The 22,447-nt window shown below is 65.3% G+C and carries 20 protein-coding genes; 11 read left to right on the top strand and 9 right to left on the bottom strand.

From position 1 onward, the window contains the following. Window positions 1–95: 95 nt before the first annotated feature. The 4 genes from FG91_RS19400 to FG91_RS19385 all read right to left on the bottom strand — a co-directional run bounded on the left by FG91_RS19400 (window position 96) and on the right by FG91_RS19385 (window position 3,848). The gene (locus tag FG91_RS19400) at window positions 96–1,943 is read right to left on the bottom strand and encodes a DEAD/DEAH box helicase (protein ID WP_037518418.1); all 1,848 of its coding nucleotides are present in this window, start codon (window positions 1,941–1,943) and stop codon (window positions 96–98) included. Between the two features lie 67 nt (window positions 1,944–2,010). Beyond that, complete coding sequence (locus tag FG91_RS19395; RefSeq protein WP_037518416.1) at window positions 2,011–3,189, bottom strand: NAD(P)/FAD-dependent oxidoreductase; 1,179 nt, start codon at window positions 3,187–3,189, stop codon at window positions 2,011–2,013. A 6-nt stretch (window positions 3,190–3,195) separates the two neighbouring features. Then, the gene (locus FG91_RS19390) at window positions 3,196–3,375 is read right to left on the bottom strand and encodes a hypothetical protein (RefSeq protein ID WP_037518413.1); all 180 of its coding nucleotides are present in this window, start codon (window positions 3,373–3,375) and stop codon (window positions 3,196–3,198) included. After that, window positions 3,372–3,848: a GreA/GreB family elongation factor gene (locus FG91_RS19385; RefSeq protein WP_037518411.1), complete on the bottom strand. Its 477-nt coding sequence runs from the start codon at window positions 3,846–3,848 to the stop codon at window positions 3,372–3,374. The genes FG91_RS19390 and FG91_RS19385 overlap by 4 nt, the downstream gene beginning before the upstream one ends. Window positions 3,849–3,970: 122 nt before the next feature. On the opposite strand from FG91_RS19385, the gene FG91_RS19380 reads away from it, so the two are divergent. Both FG91_RS19380 and FG91_RS19375 read left to right on the top strand, forming a co-directional pair. Next, on the top strand, window positions 3,971–4,726 hold the full coding sequence (locus FG91_RS19380; protein WP_052187939.1) for a head GIN domain-containing protein: 756 nt from the start codon (window positions 3,971–3,973) through the stop codon (window positions 4,724–4,726). Window positions 4,727–4,769: 43 nt separating this feature from the next. Further along, window positions 4,770–5,480: a head GIN domain-containing protein gene (locus FG91_RS19375; protein ID WP_037518409.1), complete on the top strand. Its 711-nt coding sequence runs from the start codon at window positions 4,770–4,772 to the stop codon at window positions 5,478–5,480. A gap of 1 nt (window position 5,481) precedes the next feature. Here the strand turns inward: FG91_RS19375 and FG91_RS19370 are convergent, their stop codons facing one another. Next, window positions 5,482–6,288: an SDR family oxidoreductase gene (locus FG91_RS19370; protein ID WP_037518406.1), complete on the bottom strand. Its 807-nt coding sequence runs from the start codon at window positions 6,286–6,288 to the stop codon at window positions 5,482–5,484. Between the two features lie 112 nt (window positions 6,289–6,400). Between FG91_RS19370 and FG91_RS19365 the strand changes: the two genes are divergently transcribed. The 8 genes from FG91_RS19365 to FG91_RS19330 all read left to right on the top strand — a co-directional run bounded on the left by FG91_RS19365 (window position 6,401) and on the right by FG91_RS19330 (window position 15,595). Then, the gene (locus tag FG91_RS19365) at window positions 6,401–6,940 is read left to right on the top strand and encodes a hypothetical protein (RefSeq protein WP_037518558.1); all 540 of its coding nucleotides are present in this window, start codon (window positions 6,401–6,403) and stop codon (window positions 6,938–6,940) included. Between the two features lie 77 nt (window positions 6,941–7,017). Beyond that, window positions 7,018–7,284 carry a hypothetical protein gene (locus FG91_RS19360; RefSeq protein ID WP_037518404.1) on the top strand — a complete coding sequence of 89 codons (267 nt, stop codon included), beginning with the start codon at window positions 7,018–7,020 and terminating at the stop codon, window positions 7,282–7,284. 107 nt (window positions 7,285–7,391) lie between these two features. Next, on the top strand, window positions 7,392–10,127 hold the full coding sequence (gene secA, locus FG91_RS19355; protein WP_037518402.1) for a preprotein translocase subunit SecA: 2,736 nt from the start codon (window positions 7,392–7,394) through the stop codon (window positions 10,125–10,127). 275 nt (window positions 10,128–10,402) lie between these two features. Continuing rightward, window positions 10,403–11,842, top strand: a complete 1,440-nt coding sequence (locus FG91_RS19350; RefSeq protein WP_037518555.1) for a circularly permuted type 2 ATP-grasp protein — start codon at window positions 10,403–10,405, stop codon at window positions 11,840–11,842. After that, window positions 11,842–12,783: an alpha-E domain-containing protein gene (locus FG91_RS19345; protein ID WP_037518400.1), complete on the top strand. Its 942-nt coding sequence runs from the start codon at window positions 11,842–11,844 to the stop codon at window positions 12,781–12,783. The genes FG91_RS19350 and FG91_RS19345 overlap by 1 nt, the downstream gene beginning before the upstream one ends. Continuing rightward, window positions 12,780–13,583, top strand: a complete 804-nt coding sequence (locus tag FG91_RS19340) for a transglutaminase family protein (RefSeq protein ID WP_037518397.1) — start codon at window positions 12,780–12,782, stop codon at window positions 13,581–13,583. Before FG91_RS19345 ends, FG91_RS19340 begins: the two co-directional genes overlap by 4 nt. 45 nt (window positions 13,584–13,628) lie before the next feature. Then, window positions 13,629–14,360, top strand: a complete 732-nt coding sequence (locus tag FG91_RS19335) for a peptidase (protein ID WP_037518395.1) — start codon at window positions 13,629–13,631, stop codon at window positions 14,358–14,360. A gap of 47 nt (window positions 14,361–14,407) precedes the next feature. After that, window positions 14,408–15,595, top strand: coding sequence for a serine hydrolase domain-containing protein (locus FG91_RS19330; RefSeq protein WP_152568186.1), 1,188 nt, complete (start codon window positions 14,408–14,410; stop codon window positions 15,593–15,595). Window positions 15,596–15,677: 82 nt separating this feature from the next. Here the strand turns inward: FG91_RS19330 and acs are convergent, their stop codons facing one another. Further along, window positions 15,678–17,645, bottom strand: coding sequence for an acetate--CoA ligase (gene acs / locus FG91_RS19325; protein ID WP_235212106.1), 1,968 nt, complete (start codon window positions 17,643–17,645; stop codon window positions 15,678–15,680). Window positions 17,646–17,727: 82 nt separating this feature from the next. On the opposite strand from acs, the gene amaB reads away from it, so the two are divergent. Next, entirely contained in the window at window positions 17,728–19,242 is a 1,515-nt protein-coding gene (amaB, locus tag FG91_RS19320; protein WP_037518393.1) for an L-piperidine-6-carboxylate dehydrogenase, read from the top strand. Window positions 19,243–19,275: 33 nt separating this feature from the next. Here amaB and FG91_RS19315 read toward each other — a convergent pair whose 3' ends face one another. The 3 genes from FG91_RS19315 to fsa form a co-directional block, all read right to left on the bottom strand. Further along, entirely contained in the window at window positions 19,276–20,778 is a 1,503-nt protein-coding gene (locus FG91_RS19315; protein WP_037518390.1) for an acetyl-CoA acetyltransferase, read from the bottom strand. A 1-nt stretch (window position 20,779) separates the two neighbouring features. Next, window positions 20,780–21,574: an enoyl-CoA hydratase-related protein gene (locus FG91_RS19310; protein ID WP_037518387.1), complete on the bottom strand. Its 795-nt coding sequence runs from the start codon at window positions 21,572–21,574 to the stop codon at window positions 20,780–20,782. Window positions 21,575–21,743: 169 nt separating this feature from the next. Next, entirely contained in the window at window positions 21,744–22,394 is a 651-nt protein-coding gene (fsa, locus tag FG91_RS19305) for a fructose-6-phosphate aldolase (RefSeq protein ID WP_037518386.1), read from the bottom strand. Window positions 22,395–22,447 lie beyond the last annotated feature (53 nt).

Below are 22,447 nucleotides of genomic sequence, written 5' to 3'. Positions count from 1 at the left end.
GCTCTCCTGCTGTCCGGTCCATCTGGTGGGCCGGGCCGGGGAGCGCAAGGGCGGAGCGACAAAAGCCCCTCCCCGTCGGGGGAGGGGTTTATGGCTTACTTCGACGGACGGCGCGGGCTGCGCTGGCCGTAGGGCTTGGGCTTGTAGCGTTCGTTGCCGCCCGGGCCGCCCGGGCCACGCGGGCCGCGCGGACCCGAACGATCACCGAATCCACGATCACCGCCCGGCGCACGGCCGAGCGTGTTGCGCGGCGCGTTGTCGCGCGGACCCTTATCGCGGCGCGGCGGATAGGTCGGGCCGTCGGGCGCGGGCGTGATCGACACGCCGCTGTCGTCCTCGCCATCCTGATTCGCGGTCCGCACCACCGCTTCGGCAAAGCGGTCAGCAATCGCGCGCGGGATGTTGAACATCGTTTCCTTGGGACCGATGCGGATCGCCCCGATCTCGTTCTTGCTCACATGGCCGCGGCGGCAGAGCAGCGGCAGGATCCAGCGCGGATCGGCATTCTGGTGGCGGCCGATGTTGAGGCGGAACCAGACGGCGTCCTCGAATCCCTCGCGGCGGTCGCCGCCGCGTTCGGGGCGCTCGAAGCGTTCGCCGCGCTCGGGGCGGCCGGCGGCGTCGCGGCCGCGCGGGCTGTTGTCGAGCAGATCCTCGGGCGGCGGCATCAGCGCGCGGTGCGCCTGGACGAGCGATGCGGCGATGTCCTCGGGCGTGCGCTCGGCCATCAGGCGCTGCGCGAGTTCGATATCTTCGGCCTCATGCTCGACGGGCGTGAGCAGCTTTTCCATCAAACGCTCCTGATCGCGCTTGCGCACGTCGGCGGCGGTCGGCGCGTCCATCCACTCGGCGTTGATGCGCGCACCGCGCAGCATGCCGTCGACGCGGCGGCGGCGTGGATAGGGGACGATGATGACCGCGGTGCCCTTTTTGCCCGCGCGGCCGGTGCGGCCCGAACGGTGCTGGAGCGCCTCGGCGTCGCGCGGGATTTCGACGTGGATGACGAGGCTGAGCGTCGGAAGGTCGATGCCGCGCGCCGCGACGTCGGTTGCGACGCAGACCTTGGCGCGGCGATCACGAAGGGCTTGCAGCGCCGCGTTGCGTTCGTTCTGGCTATGCTCGCCCGACAGCGCGACCGCGGCGAAACCGCGCTCGACGAGGCTGGCGTGGAGGCGGCGGACATTGTCGCGCGTCGCGCAGAACAGCATCGCGGTTTCGGCGTCGTGCAGGCGGAGCAGGTTGACGACCGCGCCCTCGATGTCGGCGGGGGCGACGGTCACCGCCTGATAGGCGATGTCGCCATGGCCGCGGTCTTCGCCGACGGTCGAGATGCGCAGCGCATCCTGCTGGTAACGCTTGGCGAGCTGAACGATCGGCTTGGGGAGCGTCGCCGAGAACAAAAGCGTGCGGCGCGTTGCGGGGGTGCCGTCGAGGATTTCCTCAAGGTCGTCGCGGAAGCCCATGTCGAGCATTTCGTCGGCTTCGTCGAGCACCGCGACGCGGAGCGCGGTGAGGTCGAGCGCGCCGCGTTCGAGGTGATCGCGCAGGCGCCCCGGGGTTCCGACGACGATCTGCACGCCCTGGCCTAGCGCGCGGCGTTCCTTGCTGGCGTCCATGCCGCCGACGCAGGTCGCGATGCGCGCGCCGGCCTTGGCGTAAAGCCAGCTCAGTTCGCGGCTGACCTGCAACGCGAGTTCGCGGGTCGGGGCGACGATCAGCGCGAGCGGCGAGGTTGCGAAGGGCAGACGGCCGTCCTCGATCAGCTCGTCGGCCATCGCGAGGCCGAAGGCGACGGTCTTGCCCGAGCCGGTCTGGGCGGAGACGAGCAGGTCGCGGCCCTTGGCTTCGTCTTCGGTGACTTGCGTCTGGACGGGGGTGAGCGCTTCATAGCCGCGCGCGACAAGGGCGTCCGAAAGGACGGGAGAAAGATTTTCGAAAGGCATTTTTATCTCAATAATATGGGCGGTCACCGGTGCGGTGACGGGCCGACGGAAAAGGGGCTCAATGGGCTTAAATCACCTGTCCGGCAGCGTGTCCGCTGGCCCAGGCCCATTGAAAATTATAGCCGCCTAACCACCCTGTGACATCTACGGCTTCGCCGACCGCATAGAGGTTCGGGACGGTTTTGGCCATCATTGTTTGCGAGGATAGGTTTGCAGTCGAGATTCCGCCCACGGTGACCTCGGCTTTGGCGAAGCCTTCGGTGCCGTTGGGACGGAAAATCCAGCCCGCGAGTCGCGCCTCTGCATCGGCGAGCTTGCGGTCGGTCTGGGCGCCGAGTTCGCCGGGAAGTGCGAGGCGTTCGGCGAGGGTTTCGGCGAGTCGGTCGGGGAGTTGCGCGCCGAGCGCGGCGCGGAGGGTGGTGCGCGGACGGGTGCGTTTGGCGTCCGTCAGCCAGCCTTGCGGGGCGTCGGGCAGGAGGTCGATGGTCACGGGTTCGCCGTGGCGCCAATAGCTGCTGACCTGCAGGATCGCGGGACCCGAGAGGCCGCGATGGGTGAAAAGTGCGGCCTCGCGGAACGCGGCCTTGCCCGCGCGGGCTTCGACCGGTGCGGCGATTCCCGATAGCTCGCGGAACAGGACATCGTCGCCGCCGAGTGTCAGCGGAACGAGCGCAGGGCGCGGTTCGACGACTTTCAGACCGAACTGCCGCGCGAGATCATAGGCGAAGCCGGTCGCGCCCATCTTGGGGATCGACGGGCCGCCGGTCGCGATGACGAGCGCCGGGGCAGCGAAGCTCTGGTCGCCGAAACGGACGGCGAACTTGCCGTCGGCATGCTTCACGTCGCTCACCGGCTGGCCCGTGCGGACGTCGACACCGGCTTTCGCCGCCTCATCGAGCAGCATAGCGACGATCTGTTTCGCCGAACCGTCGCAGAAGAGCTGGCCCAATGTCTTTTCATGGTAAGCGATGCCATGGCGCTCGACGAGCGCGATAAAGTCGGCGGGGGTGTAGCGTGCGAGCGCCGACTTGGCGAAATGCGGGTTCGCCGAGAGGAAGCGGTCGGGCGCGCTATTCACATTGGTGAAATTGCAGCGCCCGCCGCCCGAGATCAGGATCTTCTTGCCCACCGCGTCTGCATGGTCGAGCAGCAGCACGCGGCGGCCGCGCGCGCCCGCGACCGTGGCGCACATCAGCCCGGCCGCGCCGGCACCCAGCACGATGGCGTCAAATTCGGTTGCGGACATGGTGGCTCAGTGCAGCTTTGCGATCGAAAGGCTGTCGGCCTTGGCCCGGATTTTCACCGATTCCTCGCTGCGCGTCAGCGCTTTCGCGATCGACTTCAGCGGCATGCCTTTCTTGGCAAGCGTATGGAGTTTGTCGATTTCGGCCGGGGTCCACGGCTGTTTGTGGCGTTCGAATTTGTCCTTCATGCCTGCGTCTCCGGATCGGCCTCGACCGCGAGGATCGCGATCGCATCCTCACGGTCCTGATATTCGATGCTCTCGCCGGTCTCGGTTCCCATCAGCGCGCGGGCGAGCGGGGCGGAAAAGGCGATGTGGCCGCGTGCCGGGTCGGCCTCGTCGCCGCCGACGATGGTGATCGTCTTTTCGGCCTTGTTCAGCCGATAGGTCACGCGGCTGCCGATGCCGACACTGCCGTCCGCGGGCGGTGCCTGCACCTCGGCAGTCGATTGCCGCGTGTGGAAATAGCGCAGGCGGCGCTGCAATTTCTTGCGCGCGTCCTCGTCGGCGGTTTCCGCGATCTCGCCCTCAAGCCGCGCGACCTCTTCGCCGAGCAGGCGCAGCCCGCGCGGAGTCACCAGGTTCGGGCCGACCGCGATGGGCAGCTCGAATTCGGGTTCCTTATGCTCGTCGTCGCTCTCGCGGCGAAAGGCTACGCTCATGGTCGGGCTTTCGGTTTCGGGGGAGAAATTGCCCTCTGGACGCCGAAGGTGGCGACAAGATGGCAGACCGCTGGACAGCGCCGATCATCGTGTGTTATGCAAGCAATACACAGAGGAGATTGATGATGCGGAACTGGATGATGGCGATTTTGCCGCTGGCGCTTGTGACCGGCTGCAACGGCGCGGCGCCGAGCGATGAAAAGCGGGCCGAGCGGGGCGGGCCGCCGGCCAGCGTCGGTCCGATCACGACCCAGACCTATGACCTGGCCGGTTTTACCGCGATTGAGGTTGCGGGCCCCGACGACGTCACCATCCGGCAGGGCGACGCTTTTTCGATCACCGCGCGTGGCCGCAAGGAAGCGCTCGACCGGCTTGAGATCAAGCTCGATGGACCGGATCTGTTGATCGGCCGCAAGCGCGAAGGTTTCAGCTTTTCGAGCAGCGACGAGGATGATGTCGATATCGCGATCACCCTACCTCGGCTGAACAAGGTGCGCCTGACCGGATCGGGAACGATCGACGCCGACAATGTCGACGGCGACGCGGTCGAGGCGGTGGTCACCGGATCGGGCGACCTCAAGGTTGCGAAGCTGACGGGCAAGCGCGCCGATATCACGGTGTCGGGTTCGGGCGATATCGAGATTGGCGGCGGCACGATCGGGGCGGGCGAGATCAGCGTCACCGGGTCGGGCGACATCGATGCCGACGGGCTGGTCGCGACGACGCTCGAAGTGTCGGTCACCGGATCGGGCAATGTCGACGCGCAGGCGACCGGCACGGCCGATATTCGCATCCTCGGGTCGGGCGATGTGACGCTGGCCGGCGGCGCGACCTGTTCGACGCGGCAGATGGGTTCGGGGACCGCGACCTGCAAATGATGCCGTGCTGGTGCCGCCTGCCCGAAGCGGGTAAGGCGGCACCATGACGCTTGCCACCAGATGCGCCGCGATCGCGGCCGCCGCCCTGCTTGCCGCCGGCCCCGCATGGGGCGCCGAAAAGCGTTATGGCCTCACCGGCTTCGAGACGATCGACGTCAGCGCCGATGTGACGGTCGAGGTCGTGACGCGGGCACCGGTGAGCGCTGTGGCGACCGGGCCGCAGGACGCGCTCGACCGGCTGAGCGTCGAAGCGCGTGACGGCAGGTTGGTGATCAGCGAACGCCAGTTCGCGGGCGACGAAAAACGCCGCGGGCCGCGCGGGCCGGTGACGGTTCGCATCAACGCCGCCAATCTGCGTGCGGCGACGCTTTCGGGCGCGGGATCGCTCCAGATCGACAGGCTGAAAGGGCAACGCGCGATGGTTGGCCTGCGCGGACCTGGACGGCTGATCGTCGGCCAGATCAGTACCGACCGATTGCAGGTCGCGATGATCGGCAACGGTACGATGACCCTCGGCGGCGCGGCAAAGAATGCGCAGATGACATTGTCGGGCGCGGGCGCGATCGACGCGGGGGCGCTGTCGGTCGACGAACTCATCAGCGACAGCGAAGGCGCGGGCGATCACATCTTGCGCGCGGTCAAGAGCGCCGCGATCACCTCGCGCGGGATCGGCAAAACCGTCGTGCTCGGTAAGCCGGTGTGCACCGTGCGCAATGTAGGTAGTGGGTCGGTGACGTGCGGGCCGGCGAAATAGCCTAGTGCGATGACGCGGCGCCGAGCCCGTCGATCTTCTTCGACTGGCGGACGATCAGCCCCGGGAACCAGCGTGCGAGGCGTGACAGGCGCTTCGCCATCTTGCCGACCGGGGTGTGGACGCTCGTCCCATGCACCGCTTCCCATGCGGCCTCGGCGACGCGCTCGACGGGGACGATTTCGAAGCCGCTGTCGGACAGGCGATTGCGCGCGGGTTCGTTGCTGTCGGCGCTGACCTGATCGAGCAGGGGCGTGTCGATGAAGCCCGGCATCAGCGAGCGGACCTTGATGCCATGTTTGGCGAATTCGATTTCGAGCGCCTCGGTCAGGCCGCGCACCGCGAATTTGGTCGCGGAATAGATGGCGAGGCCCGCGACGCCGTAGAAGCCGGACGCCGACCCGGTGTTGAGGATCGTCGATCCGGGGGTCGCGCGGAGCAGCGGCAGCGCCATATAGATGCCGTTGACGACACCGCCGAAATTGATCGCGATCAACCGGTCGGCCTCGGCCGGCGGCATATCGGCGAACTGCCCGCCCGTGCCGATGCCGGCGTTGTTGAAGAGGACATCGAGGCGGCCGCCGCTCTGCGCGGAAAAAGCGTCGAGCGCGGCCTGCCACTGGTCGCGATCGCGGACATCCATCATATGGCGCGACGAAGCCCCTTCGGGAAGCAGCGCGGCGGTTTCATCGATCCCGGCGCTGTTGACGTCGGCGATGCCGACGAACCAGCCCTGCCCGGCGAAATGGCGCGCGACCGCGCGGCCGATCCCCGATCCGCCCCCGGTGATGAAAATCGCCTTTCGTGCCATGGGCCCCTCCTTACATTGATGTCAGCGCGACAAGATGCGAAGTTGACGTTTCCGTCAAGCGGCAATCGCGGCTTGGCAAGGCGAAGCGCGGCTCGCTAAGAGGGCGCCGATGATGACCCGCGGCCTTCGTTTCATTCTCCTGTCGTTGCTGATGCTGTGCGCGGGCCTCGCGGCCCCGGCGCGCGCCGAGGTGGTCGTGAGTTTCTATAGCCATGATTTCGGCGACCGCTTTCCGCACGCCTTCATCGTGATGAAGGGAACAGTCGACGCGACGGGCGAGGTGGTCGACGCCAATTATGGTTTCACGGCGGTTTCGGTCAGCCCCGCGATCCTGTTCGGGGCGGTGAAGGGCAAGGTGGAGTCGTCCGAACCCGATTATATTGCGAAGAGCGATCGCCAGTTCGATGTGACGGTCGACGACGCGACCTATGCGCTGGTCATGGCGAAGGTCGCCGAATGGCGCGACCGCGAACAGCCGAGTTACAGCCTGAACAAATTCAATTGCGTCCATTTTGTCATGGAGCTGGCCGAGACAGTCGGGCTCAAGGTCGATCGAAAGAGCAAATTGTTCAAGAAACCGAAGAGTTTCCTGATCGAAGTACGCGGGTTGAACCCCGAACTGGCCGATCCCGCCGCGACGCCAGCCCCCTAGACGAGCCGCCGCTTTCACCCTATGTTCAGGGAACGGGGCGCAATAATCTGGGCTCCGAACGTTATGAGGGGCTATTCTTGCGGCTGTTGCTGACCCTTTTGGCATTACTGACCGGCCTGGCGACCGCCGACCGGGCTGTTGCCGCGCCTGCCGTTCCGGCGGCGATGGGGTCGCTGGTCATGTTCGCCGAAACCGCGGGCAAGGCCGAAACGAACGACGTCGAGCGTCGCCCGACCACCACCGCCCCGACCCGCCGCACCTCCAGCGGCAGCGGCAAGCCGCGCAAGGCGGCTCCGCCGCATCTTCCCGGCCTGCTCACCGGCAGCGACCGCGCGCTCGAATAGAGCAGCGTTTTAGCGCCTTTCCTGAGGCGCCGCCCCGCAATGGGGCCTTTTTCATATGTTCATGCGGTCGAAGCGCCGCCAATTCATTCTAATTCCAAGGAAAATCCATGTTTTCTGGCCTAGCCAAGAGCCTGTTCGGCTCGTCCAACGACCGTTATGTCGCCTCGATCCGCAAGATCGTCGACAAAATCAATGCGTTTGAGCCCGCGATGCAGGCGCTCGATGACGCCGGACTGCAGGCGCAAACACAGGCGTTCCGTGACCGTCTGACCGCCGGCGAGACGCTCGACGACATCCTGCCCGAAGCCTTTGCCACAGTGCGCGAGGCCGCGGTCCGCACGCTCGGCATGCGCCATTTCGACGTGCAGATGGTCGGCGGCGTCGTGCTCCACCGCGGCGAGATCGCGGAGATGGCAACGGGTGAAGGCAAGACGCTGATGGCGACCTTGCCCTGCTACCTCAACGCGCTCGAAGGCAAGGGCGTGCATGTCGTCACCGTCAACGACTATCTCGCGACGCGCGACGCCGAATGGATGGGCACCGTCTATGGCTTCCTGGGCCTGACGACCGGGATCATCGTCCCGAACCTCAACGAGACGCAGCGCCGCGACGCCTATAACAGCGACATCACCTATGCGACGAACAACGAGCTGGGGTTCGATTACCTCCGCGACAATATGAAGTTCGACCGCCAGCAGATGGTCCACCGCACCTTCAATTTCGGCATCGTCGACGAGGTCGATTCGATCCTGATCGACGAAGCGCGCACGCCGCTGATCATCTCGGGCCCGACCGACGACAAGTCCGAACTTTATATCCGGGTGAACGAGGTCGTGCTCAACCTGACCGAGGATGATTATGAAAAGGACGAAAAGTCCAAGTCGATCAACCTGACCGAGGACGGCACCGAGCATGTCGAGCGGCTGCTCGAAGCCGCCGGCCTGTTGCAGGGCAACAACCTTTACGACATCGAGAACACGCAGGTCGTGCATCACGTCAATCAGGCGTTGAAGGCGATCCAGATGTTCCGCATCGACACCGACTATATCGTCAAGGACGGCAAGGTCGTCATCATCGACGAATTCACCGGCCGCATGATGGACGGGCGCCGCTGGTCCGACGGCCTGCACCAGGCGGTCGAGGCGAAGGAAGGCGTCCAGATCGAGCCCGAGAACCAGACCCTCGCGTCGATCACCTTCCAGAATTATTTCCGCATGTACCCGAAGCTTTCGGGGATGACCGGCACCGCGGCGACCGAAGCCGCCGAATTCTTCGACATCTACAAGATGAATGTCGTCAACATCCCGACCAACCGTCCGATCGCGCGCGTCGACGACGAGGATGAATTCTACAAGAATATCACCGACAAGTTCGGTGCGATCGCCAAGACGATCCGCGAGGCGAACGAGCGCGGCCAGCCGGTGCTCGTCGGCACCGTGTCGATCGAAAAGTCCGAGCTGCTGTCGTCCTTCCTCGAAAAGGACGGCGTGCCGCACAGCGTGCTCAACGCGCGTTTCCACGAAAGCGAAGCGCATATTGTCGCTCAGGCGGGCCGCACCGGCGCGGTCACGATCGCGACGAACATGGCGGGCCGCGGCACCGACATCAAACTGGGCGGTAACGAAGAATTCCGCATCGACGACGAGCTGAAGGACCTGCCCGAGGGCGCCGAGCGCGACGCTGCGATCGCTCGCATCCGCGAAGAGGTTGCCGCCGAGCGCGAAGCGGTGAAGGCGGCGGGCGGGCTGTTCGTGCTCGCAACCGAGCGTCACGAAAGCCGCCGCATCGACAACCAGCTGCGCGGCCGTTCGGGGCGTCAGGGCGACCCGGGCCTGTCAAAATTCTACCTCTGCCTCGACGATGACCTGCTGCGCATCTTCGGCCCCGACACCTTGTTCTCCAAGATGATGAACAAGAATCTGGAGGATGGCGAGGCGATCGGGTCGAAGTGGCTGTCGAAGGCGATCGAGACCGCGCAGAAGAAGGTCGAAGCGCGCAACTACGACATCCGCAAGCAGGTCGTCGAATATGACAACGTCATGAACGACCAGCGCAAGGTCATCTATGAACAGCGCGGCGAGATCATCGACAGCGAGACCGTCGACGAGGTGATGACCGCGATGCGCGCCGAGACGGTCAATTCGATCGTTGCCGACGCGTGCCCTCCGGGCAGCTATCCCGAACAGTGGAACGTCGAGGCGATGAAGGAGCGGGTGGAGAATATCCTCGATCTTTCGCCGCCGATCGATGCGTGGATGCAGGAAGACGCGGTCGACGCCGAAATCTTCGAGGAACGCATTCAGGCGGCGGCCGACGCCGTCGCGGCCGAAAAGGCCGCGCTCGTCGACGAGGAAACATGGAAGGGCATCGAGAAATCGGTGCTGCTCCAGACGCTCGACCATCATTGGAAAGAGCATCTCTCGACGCTCGACGCGCTGCGCCAGGTCGTCTTCCTGCGCGCCTATGCGCAAAAGCAGCCGATCAACGAATATAAGCAGGAAGCCTTCGCGCTGTTCGAACGCATGCTGCAGAATATCCGCGAGGATGTGACGCGCACCGTGGCGCGCATTGATCTCCGCTTCGAAGAGCCCGAGGCGCTGCCGCTGCCCGACCTGCCCGATTTCCTGACGACGCACATCGACCCCTTCACGGGCGAGGACAACAGCGCCGATCTCGACGACGGCCAGCTGGGCGTGATCGCGAACACGCTGCCCCCGATGCAGTCACCGCGTCCCGATCTGCCCGAAGGCGAAAATCCCTATGCGGCGCTCGACATCAGCCGCAACGCGCCGTGCCCTTGCGGTTCGGGCCGCAAGTATAAGCACTGCCACGGCGCGATCTGACGCCGACGGCCTATAGCTTTTCCATTCGTCGCCCCGGACTTGATCCGGGGTCCATGCCTTCCCCGCGAGGATGGATGCCGGATCAAGTCCGGCATGACGAAGGAAAGGTAAGCCAACCCCTTGATGTTACCGTATCAATCGACACGATGCGCCCGCTTGCCAAGGCTCGCGGGCGCGATTAGCATTGCCCTCACAAGCCCGGTGGCCACGTAGCCGTCAGGCAACGCAGCAGCAGGAACATGGGTGTGCTGCGCTCGCGCGCGGCGGATGACGGCATGTTGCGTGGAAAGGGCAGGCGCATTTCCTTTTTCGACGAAATGACGAGCCAGGAGGGCGGAACCCGGTCGCCCTATCGCGAATATTGCGGGTGGTTCGAGGCCGAGGATGCGGCGCGCATCCAGCGCAAGGCGCAGCAGGCCGAGGCATTGTTCCGCACCACCGGGATCACCTTCAACGTCTATGGCGCCGCCGACGGCGACGAGCGGCTGATCCCGTTCGACGTCGTGCCGCGCATCATCTCCGCCAGCGAATGGCGCCGCCTGTCGCGCGGGATCGAGCAGCGCGTGCGCGCGCTCAACGCTTTCCTCCACGACATCTATCATCGGCAGGAGATTTTGCGCGCGGGGCGCGTCCCGGTCGAGTTAATCGCCGGGAACGAAGCTTTCCTGCCGATGATGATGGGGCTCGATCCGCCGGGCGGCATCTATACGCATATCAGCGGCACCGACATCGTGCGCACCGGCGCCGACGAATTCTATGTGCTCGAGGATAATGCGCGCACGCCGTCGGGTGTGTCGTACATGCTCGAAAACCGCGAAACGATGCTCCAGATGTTTCCCGAGCTGTTCGCGAAAGTGCCGGTGCGCGAGGTCAGCGACTATCCGATCAACCTATTGAAATCGCTCGCCGCGTGCGCACCGCCCGCATGCGGCGGTACGCCGACGGTCGCGGTGCTGACGCCGGGGATCCACAACAGCGCTTATTATGAGCACAGCTTCCTTGCCGACCATATGGGCGCCGAACTGGTCGAGGGGCACGACCTGCGCGTTATCGACGGGCGCGTCGCGATGCGCACCACCCAAGGATATAAGGCGATCGACGTGATCTATCGCCGCGTCGACGATGATTTCCTCGATCCGCTGAATTTCCGCCCTGACTCGCTGCTCGGCGTGCCCGGCATCTGGGACGTGTATCGCGCCGGGCGCATCACGATCGCCAACGCGCCGGGCACCGGCATCGCCGACGACAAGGCGCTGTACAGCTATATGCCCGACATCATCGAATTCTATACGGGCGAAAAGGCGCTGCTGCCCAATGTGCCGACGTGGCGCTGTTCGGACCCCGAGCATCTGCGCGAAGTGCTCGACCGGCTTCCCGAACTGGTGGTGAAAGAGGTCCACGGGTCGGGCGGTTATGGGATGCTGGTCGGCCCCGCCGCGAGCAAGAAGGAAATCGCGGCTTTCCGCGCCAAGCTGGAGGCGAACCCGGGCAATTATATCGCGCAGCCGACGCTGTCGCTCTCGACCGTGCCGATCTTTACGAAAAAGGGCCTCGCGCCGCGCCATGTTGATCTCCGCCCCTTCGTGTTGATGTCACCGCAGGGGATCACAATCACGCCGGGCGGGTTGACGCGCGTCGCGATGACCAAGGGATCGCTGGTGGTGAATTCGAGCCAGGGCGGCGGCACCAAAGACACTTGGGTATTGGAAGACTGATGCTGGGCAAGACCGCAGGCTCGCTCTTCTGGATGGCGCGCTACCTCGAGCGCAGCGAGAATAATGCGCGCCTGATCGACGCGGGGTTCCGCATCGCGCTGACGCGCTCGTCGACCGCGGCCGCCGAATGGAAGTCGGTGCTGGTGACCGCGGGGGTCAACCAGGCGTTCCAGGCGGCGCACGGCGATTACAGCTCGGCGCGGGTGATCGACTTCCTGCTTCGCGATCCCGCGAACCCGTCGAGCATCATGTCGGTGATCAGACAGGCGCGCGACAATGCCCGCACCGCGCGCACCGCGCTGACCCGCGAGACGTGGGAGGCGGTCAATACGAGCTGGATGACGCTCGTCGCGCTGCTGAAGCGGCCCGTGCGCGAGGATGATTTGCCCGATGTGCTGACGACGATCCGCCAGCAGAGCGCGCATGTTCGCGGGGCATTGAATGGCACGATGCTGCGCAACGACGGCTATCATTTCGCGCTGCTCGGCACGTTTCTGGAGCGCGCCGACAACACCGCGCGCATCCTCGACGTCAAATATTATCTGCTGCTGCCCTCGGTCGCGCATATCGGCAGCTCGATCGACAATGTGCAATGGGAGACGATCCTGCGGTCGGTGTCGGCGCATCGCGCCTATCGCTGGCTGTACGGGGCCGAGATCAGCGCGCTCAAGATTGCCGAATTCCTGATCCTCTACCGCCAGATGCCGCGCAGCCTCGCCTTTTGCGGCGAGCGGATGGAGGATCATCTGGCGCAGTTGCAGCGGCATTATGGCGAGGAAACCGAAGCGTGGCGGCTGGCGCATGCGCTCGCCCACGAAACGCTCGCCGGGCCGATCCAGTCGATCTTCGACGGCGGTCTGCACCAATATGTGACCGGATTCCTTCGCGCCAATGCGGCGCTCGCGCGCCAGATCGAGCGCGATTACAGGTTTGTGGAATGAAACTGCGCGTCGAACACACCACCCGTTACCAGTATGATGCGCCGGTCAGCTATGCGCTGCAGCAGCTGAAACTGACGCCGAAGGACCGGCCGGGGCAGCAGCGTGTCCACGGCTGGACGATCGAGGTCGAGGGTGGCGCGCAGCAGCTTCACTACACCGATCATCATGGCAATGGCGTCGACCTGATCGCGGTCCATGGCGGATCGAGCGAGCTCGTGGTCCGCTGTCATGGCGAGGTCGAGCTCGAGACCTGGGACGGCGTGATCGGGGAGCATCGCGGCGCGATGCCGCTCTGGACCTTTTTGCGTCCGACGCCGCTGACGCGCGCGGGGCGGCACGTCCGCGCGCTGACTGCGACACTCGGCCGCGACTATAGCAACGATATCGAGCGCGCGCACGCGCTGTCGGCGCTGATCGTCGACCGGCTGGCGTACCGGATCGGCTTTACCGATGCCGAGACGACCGCCGAACAGGCGCTCGGCAGCGAGGGCGGGGTGTGCCAGGACCATGCGCATATCTTCATCGCCGCGATGCGCCACCTCGGCCATCCGGCGCGCTATGTCTCGGGCTATCTGATGATGAACGACCGCACGCATCAGGATGCCACGCACGCATGGGCCGAGGCGCATTTCGACCATATCGGCTGGATCGGCTTCGATGTCAGCAACGGCCATTCGCCCGACCAGCGTTACATTCGCGTCGCGACGGGGCTCGATTATCGCGACGCTGCCCCGGTTCGCGGCATGCGCTATGGTGCGGCGCAGGAAAATCTGGTTGTTCAATTGCAGGTCCAGCAATAAGCGGGCTGGACGATCGGGACTTTCCGGGCGGGGAAACGGGATTCGATGACCTATTGCGTTGGCATGCGTTTGAACAAAGGGCTGGTGTTCATGTCGGACACCCGCACCAACGCGGGCGTCGACGACATTTCGCAGGTCCGCAAGATGCGCAGCTGGCACGTGCCCGGCGAGCGGGTGATCACATTGATGTCGGCGGGTAATCTGGCGACGACGCAGGCCGTGGTGAGCCTGCTCGACGAGCGCACCAAGGCCCCCGAGGAACGCCAACCTTCGATCCTCGCGGCGCCGTCGATGTTCGCGGTCGCGACGATCGTCGGCGAGACGCTGCGCAATATCGTGATGCGCCACAGCGACGAAGGGCCTGCAGCGGAATCGCTGTTCCGCGCCTCGCTGATCGTCGGCGGGCAGATCAAGGGGTCCGAACCGCGGCTGTTCCTCATCTATCCCGAAGGCAATTTCATCGAGGCGGGCGAGGACAATCCCTTCTTCCAGATCGGCGAGACCAAATATGGGCGGCCGATCATCGTGCGATCCTATGACCCGGCGATGTCGTTCGAGGATTCGGTGAAGCTGCTTTGCGTCTCGTTCGATTCGACGATCCGCGCCAATGCCGGTGTCGACTTGCCGATCGACCTTCGCGTCCATGAGCGCGACGATTTTGCCACGGTGCGCGAACGGCGGTTCGAGCGCAACGACCCCTATTTCGAAAGCGTCGCCGACGGCTGGGCCGAGGCATTGGGCATCGCGCTCGCGGAGCTTCCCGACTTCCATTTCTGACCGCCTTCGGCCACCGTGGCCCCGTCGTGAATGCACAGGGGATCGCCATGTCGCGCTGGATTGCTGCCGCACTTGTTCTGATAGCCAATCCGGCGGCGGCCAAAGAGACGCGCTTTGACGCGGCACTCAGCGATTTTCGCGAGCTGCATCGGAGCGAAACCGGCCGGGCGAAGATCGCGGGGAGCAGTTTCTACGTCGTACGTGACGGCCGGACCGTCGTAGCCGACCATCTGGGCGAGCAGGACGCCGACGCGCATGTCCCCGTCGATGCCGACACCATCTATCATTGGGCGTCGATCACCAAGACGATGACGGGGATCGCGATCATGCAGCTCCGCGATCGCGGGCTGCTTTCGCTCGACGATCCGATCGTGCGTTATGTGCCCGAACTCGCCGCTGTGCATAATCCCTATGGCGACACGGGCGCGATCACCCTGCGCCAGTTGATGAGCCACAGCGCGGGGTTTCGAAGCGGCACCTGGCCGTGGCGCAATCATGACTGGCAGCCGTTCGAGCCGAAGGGCTGGGCGCAGCTCGTGGCGATGCTGCCGTATACGCAGGTCGAGTTCAAACCCGGCACGCGCTTCGGCTATTCGAACCCCGGCATCGTCTATCTGGGGCAGGTCATCGAGCGCCTGTCGGGTGAGGATTATGAAGTCTATGTCGACAAGAACATCCTGAAGCCGCTGGGCATGCACGCCAGCTATTTCGACCGCACGCCGCCGCATCTGCTGCCGCATCGGTCGCACAGCTATTATATCCGCAATGGCCGGCGGGTCGCGGCGCCGTTCGATGTCGATACCGGAGTGACGGTGTCGAACGGCGGGCTCAACGCGCCGATGCCCGATATGACGAAATATGCGGCGTTCCTGCTCGGCGATCCGGCGCGCCAGTCCGACTATGATCTGGTGCTGAAGCGGTCTTCTCTCGAGGAAATGTGGGCGCCGCAAATCGCGGCGGGCGAGGATTTCACGCAGGGGCGCATGGCGAAGACGACGCAGAGCGGCCTGTCCTTCTTCATCGACCGCAGCGCGGGGGTGCGGTTCGTGGGGCATAATGGCGACCAGAACGGCTTTCGCGCCTATCTGAGCCTCTGTCCCGATCAGCGCATCGGCAGCCTGCTGGCGTTCAACACCGAAACGCGCGGTGTCGAGAATAGCGCGGCCAATCGCGAAACGGCGGAATCGCGTATCGCGCTGGCGACCGACGGTCTGTGCGGGGCGCTGGCGAAATAGTTGTTCCCCGGCGAAAGCCGGGGTCCAGACTGCGGAGCGCGCGATCGCGTGGGCCCCGGCTTTCGCCGGGGAACGCCGCCGGCTATTTATTCTTCCGTCCCTCAATCAGCCCGTCGACCAAACTCGGATCGGCGAGCGTCGATGTGTCCCCCAGCGACCCGAAATCATTCTCGGCGATCTTGCGCAGGATGCGGCGCATGATCTTGCCCGAGCGCGTCTTGGGCAGCCCGGGCGTCAGATGGATATGGTCGGGGGTTGCGATCGGGCCGATTTCGGTGCGGACCTGCTGTTTGAGCGCGGCGGCGATTTCATCGGTCGGCTCGACCCCGGCGTTGAGCGTCACATAGGCGTAGATGCCCTGACCCTTGATGTCGTGCGGAAAACCAACGACCGCGGCCTCGGCGACGAGGTCGTGGAGGACGAGCGCGCTTTCGACTTCGGCGGTGCCCATGCGGTGCCCCGACACGTTGATCACATCGTCGACCCGGCCGGTGATCCGCCAATAGCCGTCAGCATCGCGGCGGCAGCCGTCGCCGGTGAAATATTTGCCCCTGTAGGTCGAGAAATAGGTTTCGGCGAAGCGCTTATGGTCGCCATAAATCGTCCGCGCCTGTCCCGGCCAGCTGTGCGTGATGCAAAGATTGCCCTCGGCCGCGCCGCCGGTCTGTTCGTCGACGAGAACGCCGCCCTCGGCGTCCACCAGTTGCGGTCGGATGCCAAAGAAGGGGCGGCCCGCGCTGCCCGGCTGCATCGGATGCGCGCCGGGGAGGGTGGTGATCATGATGCCGCCGGTTTCGGTTTGCCACCAGGTGTCGACGACGGGAACGCGGTCCTTGCCGACAACCTGATGATACCAACGCCACGCCTCGGGATTGATCGGCTCGCCGACGCTGCCGAGCAGGCGGAGCGAGGACAGGTCGTGCCGCGTCACATAATCGTCGCCTTCGCGCATCAACGCGCGGATCGCCGTCGGGGCGGTGTAGAGAATGTTGACCCGATGCTTGTCGACGACCTGCCAGAAACGGTCGTGGCCGGGATAATTGGGCACGCCCTCGAACATCAAAGTCGTCGCGCCATTCTGGAGCGGGCCGTAGACGACGTAGCTGTGCCCGGTGACCCAGCCGATGTCGGCGCTGCACCAGAAGATTTCGCCGGGGCGGTAGTCGAAGCCATAATAGAAGGTGCTCGCGGTCCACACGCTGTAGCCGCCGACGGTGTGGAGCACGCCCTTGGGTTTGCCCGTCGATCCCGAAGTGTAGAGGATGAACAGCGGGTCTTCGGCACCCATCGGCTCGCACGGACAGTCGGCGCCGACGTCGGCCGAGAGCGCGTCGTACCAATGGTCGCGGCCTTCCTTCATCGCGACGTCGCCGCCGGTGTGCGCGATGACGAGCACCGCCTTCACATCGACGCGCTCGAGCGCCTTGTCGACATTGGCCTTGAGCGGAACCACCTTGCCGCCGCGCAGCCCTTCGTCGGCGCAGATCACCCAGTCGCTCGCGCAATCCTCGATGCGGCCATGGATCGCCTCGGGCGAGAAGCCGCCGAAATCGACGCTGTGGACCGCGCCGATGCGCGCGCAGGCGAGCATCGCGACCGCGCCCTCGGGGATCATCGGCATATAGATGGTGACGCGGTCGCCCTTTTGGACGCCCATCTTCTTCAGCGTGTTCGCGAAGCGGATGACGTCGGCGAGCAGCGCCGCATAGCTGATATGGCGCGTTTCGCCGTCGGGGGCGTCGGGTTCGAAGATGATTGCGATGCGGTCGCCGTGACCGGCGGCGACATGGCGGTCGACGGCGTTGTGGCAGAGGTTGAGGACGCCGTCTTCATACCATTTGATCTCGACCGGGTCGAAGGACCAGCCCGCGATCTTCGTCGGCGGCGTGATCCAGTCGATGCGCTTCGCCTGTTCGGCCCAAAAGGCATCGGGGTCGGCGATGCTCTGCGCATAGAGCCGGTCGTAGTCGGCGGCGGTGCAATGCGTGTTGGCAGCCGCGTCGGCGGGGACGGGAACGAAGGGTTCGGAGGGGTGCAGTTCGGACGACACGGGCGACTCTCCCTATTGGGTTTGCTTTGTTCGCGCGAAGCGATAACCCGCGAGCCGCAAACTGCAAGGCGCTCGCGCGCTGATGAAGGGACTTTATATGCTGCGACTGGGCCAGGAGACAGGGGCACTCCTCGACAGGCTGGGCGTCGACCGCGCGCTATGGGCCGACGGGTCGATGCCATCGGTGACGCCGTTGACGGGCGAGCAGCTCGGGATGGCGCAGGTCGTCGATGCCGCGGCGATCGATGAGACGCTCGACAAAGCGAGCGCGGCGTTCCGTGCATGGCGGAATGTCCCGGCGCCGCGCCGCGGCGAACTTGTCCGTTTGTGGGGCGAGGAATTGCGCGCGGCAAAGGACGATCTGGCCAAGCTGGTGACGATCGAGGCGGGCAAGATCCCGTCCGAGGGCGCGGGCGAAGTGCAGGAAATGATCGACATCTGCGACTTCGCGGTCGGGCTGTCGCGGCAATTATATGGCCTGACGATCGCGACCGAGCGACCGGGGCACCGGATGATGGAGGTGTGGCATCCGCTGGGGGTCGTCGGGGTGATCTCGGCATTCAACTTCCCTGTCGCGGTGTGGGCATGGAATGCGGCGATCGCGCTGGTGTGCGGCAACAGCGTCGTGTGGAAGCCGTCGGAAAAGACGCCGTTGACCGCCTTGGCAACGCAGGCGATTTTCGCGCGCGCGGTCGCGCGGTTCGGCGATGCGCCCGCGGGGCTGGCGCAACTCTTGATCGGCGGGCGCGAGGCGGGCGAGGCGCTGGTCGACGACAAGCGCGTGGCGCTCGTTTCGGCCACCGGTTCGACGCGCATGGGCCGCGCGGTCGCACCGCGGCTCGCGCAGCGTTTTGCGCGCGCGATCCTAGAACTCGGCGGCAACAATGGCGTGATCGTCGCGCCGTCGGCGGACCTCGACCTCGCGCTGCGCGGGGTGGCGTTCGGGGCGATGGGGACAGCGGGGCAACGCTGTACGACGACGCGGCGCTTGTTTCTGCACGACAATATCTACGACGGTTTCATCGCCAAGCTGAAGGCGGCCTATACGAGCGTCGGCGTCGGCAACCCGCTCGAAGCCGACGTGCTCGTCGGGCCGCTGATCGACCGCGCGGCCCATGAGATGATGCAGGACGCGCTGGGCAGGGCGCGCGCTGTGGGCGGCGTCGTCCATGGCGGCGAGCGCGTCGGCGAGGGCGCGAGCTTCTATGTGAAGCCCGCGCTGGTCGAGATGCCGGGGCAGGTCGGGCCGGTGCTCGAAGAGACGTTCGCGCCGATCCTCTATGTCATGCGCTATTATGATCTGGACGCGGTGATCGAGCTGCACAACGATGTCGCGGCAGGCCTGTCGTCGGCGATCTTCACCACCGACATGCGCGAGGCCGAGCGGTTTCTTGCGGCGAGCGATTGCGGGATCGCGAACGTCAATCTGGGCACCTCGGGGGCCGAGATCGGCGGCGCGTTCGGGGGCGAGAAGGAAACCGGCGGTGGGCGTGAAAGCGGGTCGGATAGCTGGAAGGCCTATATGCGGCGCGCGACGAATACGTTGAATTATTCGGATGTGCTGCCGCTGGCGCAGGGGGTTTCGTTCGAGATTTGATGTGTCCCCTCCCGCTTGCGGGAGGGGAGAGGCTTACGCGCGCCAGCCGAAGCCATCTTCCAGGGCGACGACCTGCCCCGCCGTCCCGACCGGCTCCTGCTTCCCATCGGTCAGGAATGCGAGCATCGCGGCATCGCCGACATCCACATGCGCCAGCGTGCGCTTGTTCTCGGGCGTGCGTGCGACGACAACGCCCGCTTTCGGCGCCCCATCGCGGCCATAAAACACGGTGTAGCTCTCGATCGTCGCCGGCCCCGCATAATCCTCGACCAGCTCGGGCACCGGCCCGCGTTGCGCTTCGGCCTCGGCCTGATAGTCGAAATCCTGCGGAAAGCTCGCTGCCGCAATCGGCCGGTTGCCCAGAACGATGCAATGATTGTCGGTCGCGAAGCCGCCGTTGGCGAAGAGAAAGCCGTAGCGGCCCTCGGTGCGCAGCTTTTCGACCATCGAGACGATCGCATGGCTCATATAGTTCGCGATCGGCCCGCCGCCGAACGTCAGCCCGCCGAACACGGTCGCGGGGCGGTCCCACGGCCAGCCGAGGATGCGCCGCGCCATCTTAGGAACGCACGGAAAACAGCTGTAAAGCTCGACGAAATCGAAATCTTCTGCGCCCATGTCGTTCAATTCGAGCGTGCGCGTGATCGAGGTCTCCATGCTGACGCTGCCGTCGTAACGGTCGCGGTGAAGGATGCTTGGCGGCTCCTTTGCGGCAGCGCCCATGCCGATATGGATCAGGCGGTCTTCGGCGATACCGCGGCGCCATGCTTCGGCGAGGCTCGCGACGATGAAGCCCGCGCCCTGATTGACCGACGAATTGGCGACCATCAGCTTCGAATAGGGGAAGGAGATCGGGCGGTTGCGCTCGTCGACGCGCAATATGTCCTCGGGCGACGCGGGCTTGCGGATCCACGCGCCCTCATTCGCTGCAGCGACCTCCGAAAAGCGCGCCCAGATTTCGGCGCTTTCGAATTGCGCGTCCTCGAGGCTCTGGCCCCACGCCGCGCGCGTCGCATTTTCGTAGAGCGGGTAGACATCGACGGGCGCGGCAAGCCCGTGGGTCTGGGCATAATTGGGTTCGCGCCGCGTCGCGACCTTGCGGATCGCGTTATAGCTCTTGTCCTCGCCGCTCGCGGCTTTGGCGGCACGGCCCGCGGCGGTGCGCAGCGCCTCGGCGCCGACGATGGCGGCCAGCTTGACCTCGCCCGCGCCGATGCGGTTCGCGGCTTCGTTGAGTAAGCGGACGGGCGTGTCGCCGTGCGGCGCGGCCGACTGGTAATTGATCTTGGGGTTCGCGCCGATTGCCGCAGCGAGCGGTTCGGGAAGCTTGCCGAGGCTGTGGAAGCTGATCTGGTCGACGATCGCGAGGCTGTCGAGTTCGGCGAGGAGCCCGCCGCCGGCATCGGTTTCAGCCACTTTGAGCGCCTCGACCATCAATCCAAGCGAGTCGAGCCCCTGATCGGGGTCTTCGGGCCGGTCGTTGACTTGCCCGACGCCGATGATCACGGGAATGCGTTCGGGATCGGTCATCGCCATATCAGCGCGCCTTCCACTCGGGCTTGCGCTTCTGCGCGAAGGCGAGCGGGCCTTCGCGCGCGTCTTCGCTGCGCATCAGCACCCCGCGCTCGCGGGTGTTATGTTCCCAATAGGGGGCGTCGGCGGCGATGCGGCCTTCGTCGATGCCGAGCGCGACGCGCTTCGACGCCTGCACCGACAGCGGCGCGTTGGCGGCGATCTTTTCGGCGAGCGCGAGCGCGGTGGGGAGCAGGTCGGCGAGCGGCACGACATGATTGACCAGCCCGAATTCGGCGGCGCGCGCGGCGGGGATCGGGTCACCGGTGAGCATATATTCCATCGCGAGCTTCTTCGGGAGCTGCTGCGCGAGGCGGAAGGCGCCGCCCGCCGCGGCAAACAGCCCGACCTTGACCTCGGGCAGGCCGAATTGCGCATGATCGGCGGCGATGATGATGTCGCTCATCAGCGCGATCTCGCAGCCGCCACCGAAGGCGAAGCCATTGACCGCGGCGATGATCGGTTTCGAGATTGGGTGCGACACCATGCCCGCGAAACCCCACGCCTGCTGCGCCGGATCGTCGGGATAGAGGCTTTCGCCGCGCGAGAGTGCGACCAGGTCGGCGCCCGCGCAGAAGCTCTTGTCGCCGGCGCCGGTGATGACGACGGCGCGGATTTCGGGGTCGGCTTCGGCGGTTTGAAGCGCGGTGCCGATGCCGATATGGACCGCAGCGTTGACCGCGTTGCGCGCTTCGGGCCGGTTGATCGTGACGAGCAGCACGTGCCCGCGACGTTCGGTGAGGATGGTGGTGTCGGTCATCGCGAATCTCTCCCTTTCGGGCGAGTATCGCGGTTGGTTGACGTTTACGTCAACTGTATAACACGCTGCGCACCCGCGAAGGCGGGTGCCCATCTCCGGTGGGCACTATCCAGAACCGGCGGGTGATGGGCCCCTGCCTTCGCAGGGGCACATAACTTGTTCGGGCTGATCAGATCGACTGCCCGGTCTTCGCCCAGTCGGCGAGGAAGCCTTCGATGCCCTTTTCGGTCAGGATATGCTTGAACAGCCCCTTGATCACCGACGGCGGCGCGGTCATCACGTCGGCGCCGATCTTGGCGGCTTCGAGCACATGGATGCCGTGGCGCACGCTCGCGACGAGGATCTCGGTCTCATAGCCGTAATTGTCGTAGATCAGACGGATGTCGGAGATCAGCTGCATCCCGTCGAACCCATTGTCGTCGTGGCGGCCGACGAAGGGCGAGACGAAGGTCGCGCCGGCCTTGGCGGCCAGCAGCGCCTGCGCCGCCGAGAAGCAGAGCGTGACATTGACCATCGTGCCGTCGCCGGTCAGCGCTTTGCACGTCTTGAGCCCGTCGATCGTCAGCGGCACCTTGATGCAGACGTTCGGCGCGATCTTGCGGAGGATCTCGGCCTCTTTCATCATCGTTGCATGGTCGAGCGCGACGACCTCGGCCGACACGGGGCCGGTGGTCAGCGCGCAGATTTCCTTCGTGACTTCCTTGAAGTCGCGGCCCGACTTGGCGATCAGCGAGGGGTTGGTGGTGACGCCGTCGAGCAGGCCGGTCGCGGCGAGCTCCTGGATGTCGGCGATTTCGGCGGTATCGGCGAAGAATTTCATGGCGCGGGGCTTTCCTGTGGGAAGGTGATTCGGGTTTGACGACGCCCTAGAGC

The sequence above is a fragment of the Sphingopyxis sp. LC81 genome (assembly GCF_000756375.1).
GTDB lineage: Bacteria > Pseudomonadota > Alphaproteobacteria > Sphingomonadales > Sphingomonadaceae > Sphingopyxis.
Note: the sequence above shows the minus strand (reverse complement) of the source record. Positions and strands in the feature narration are given on the sequence as shown.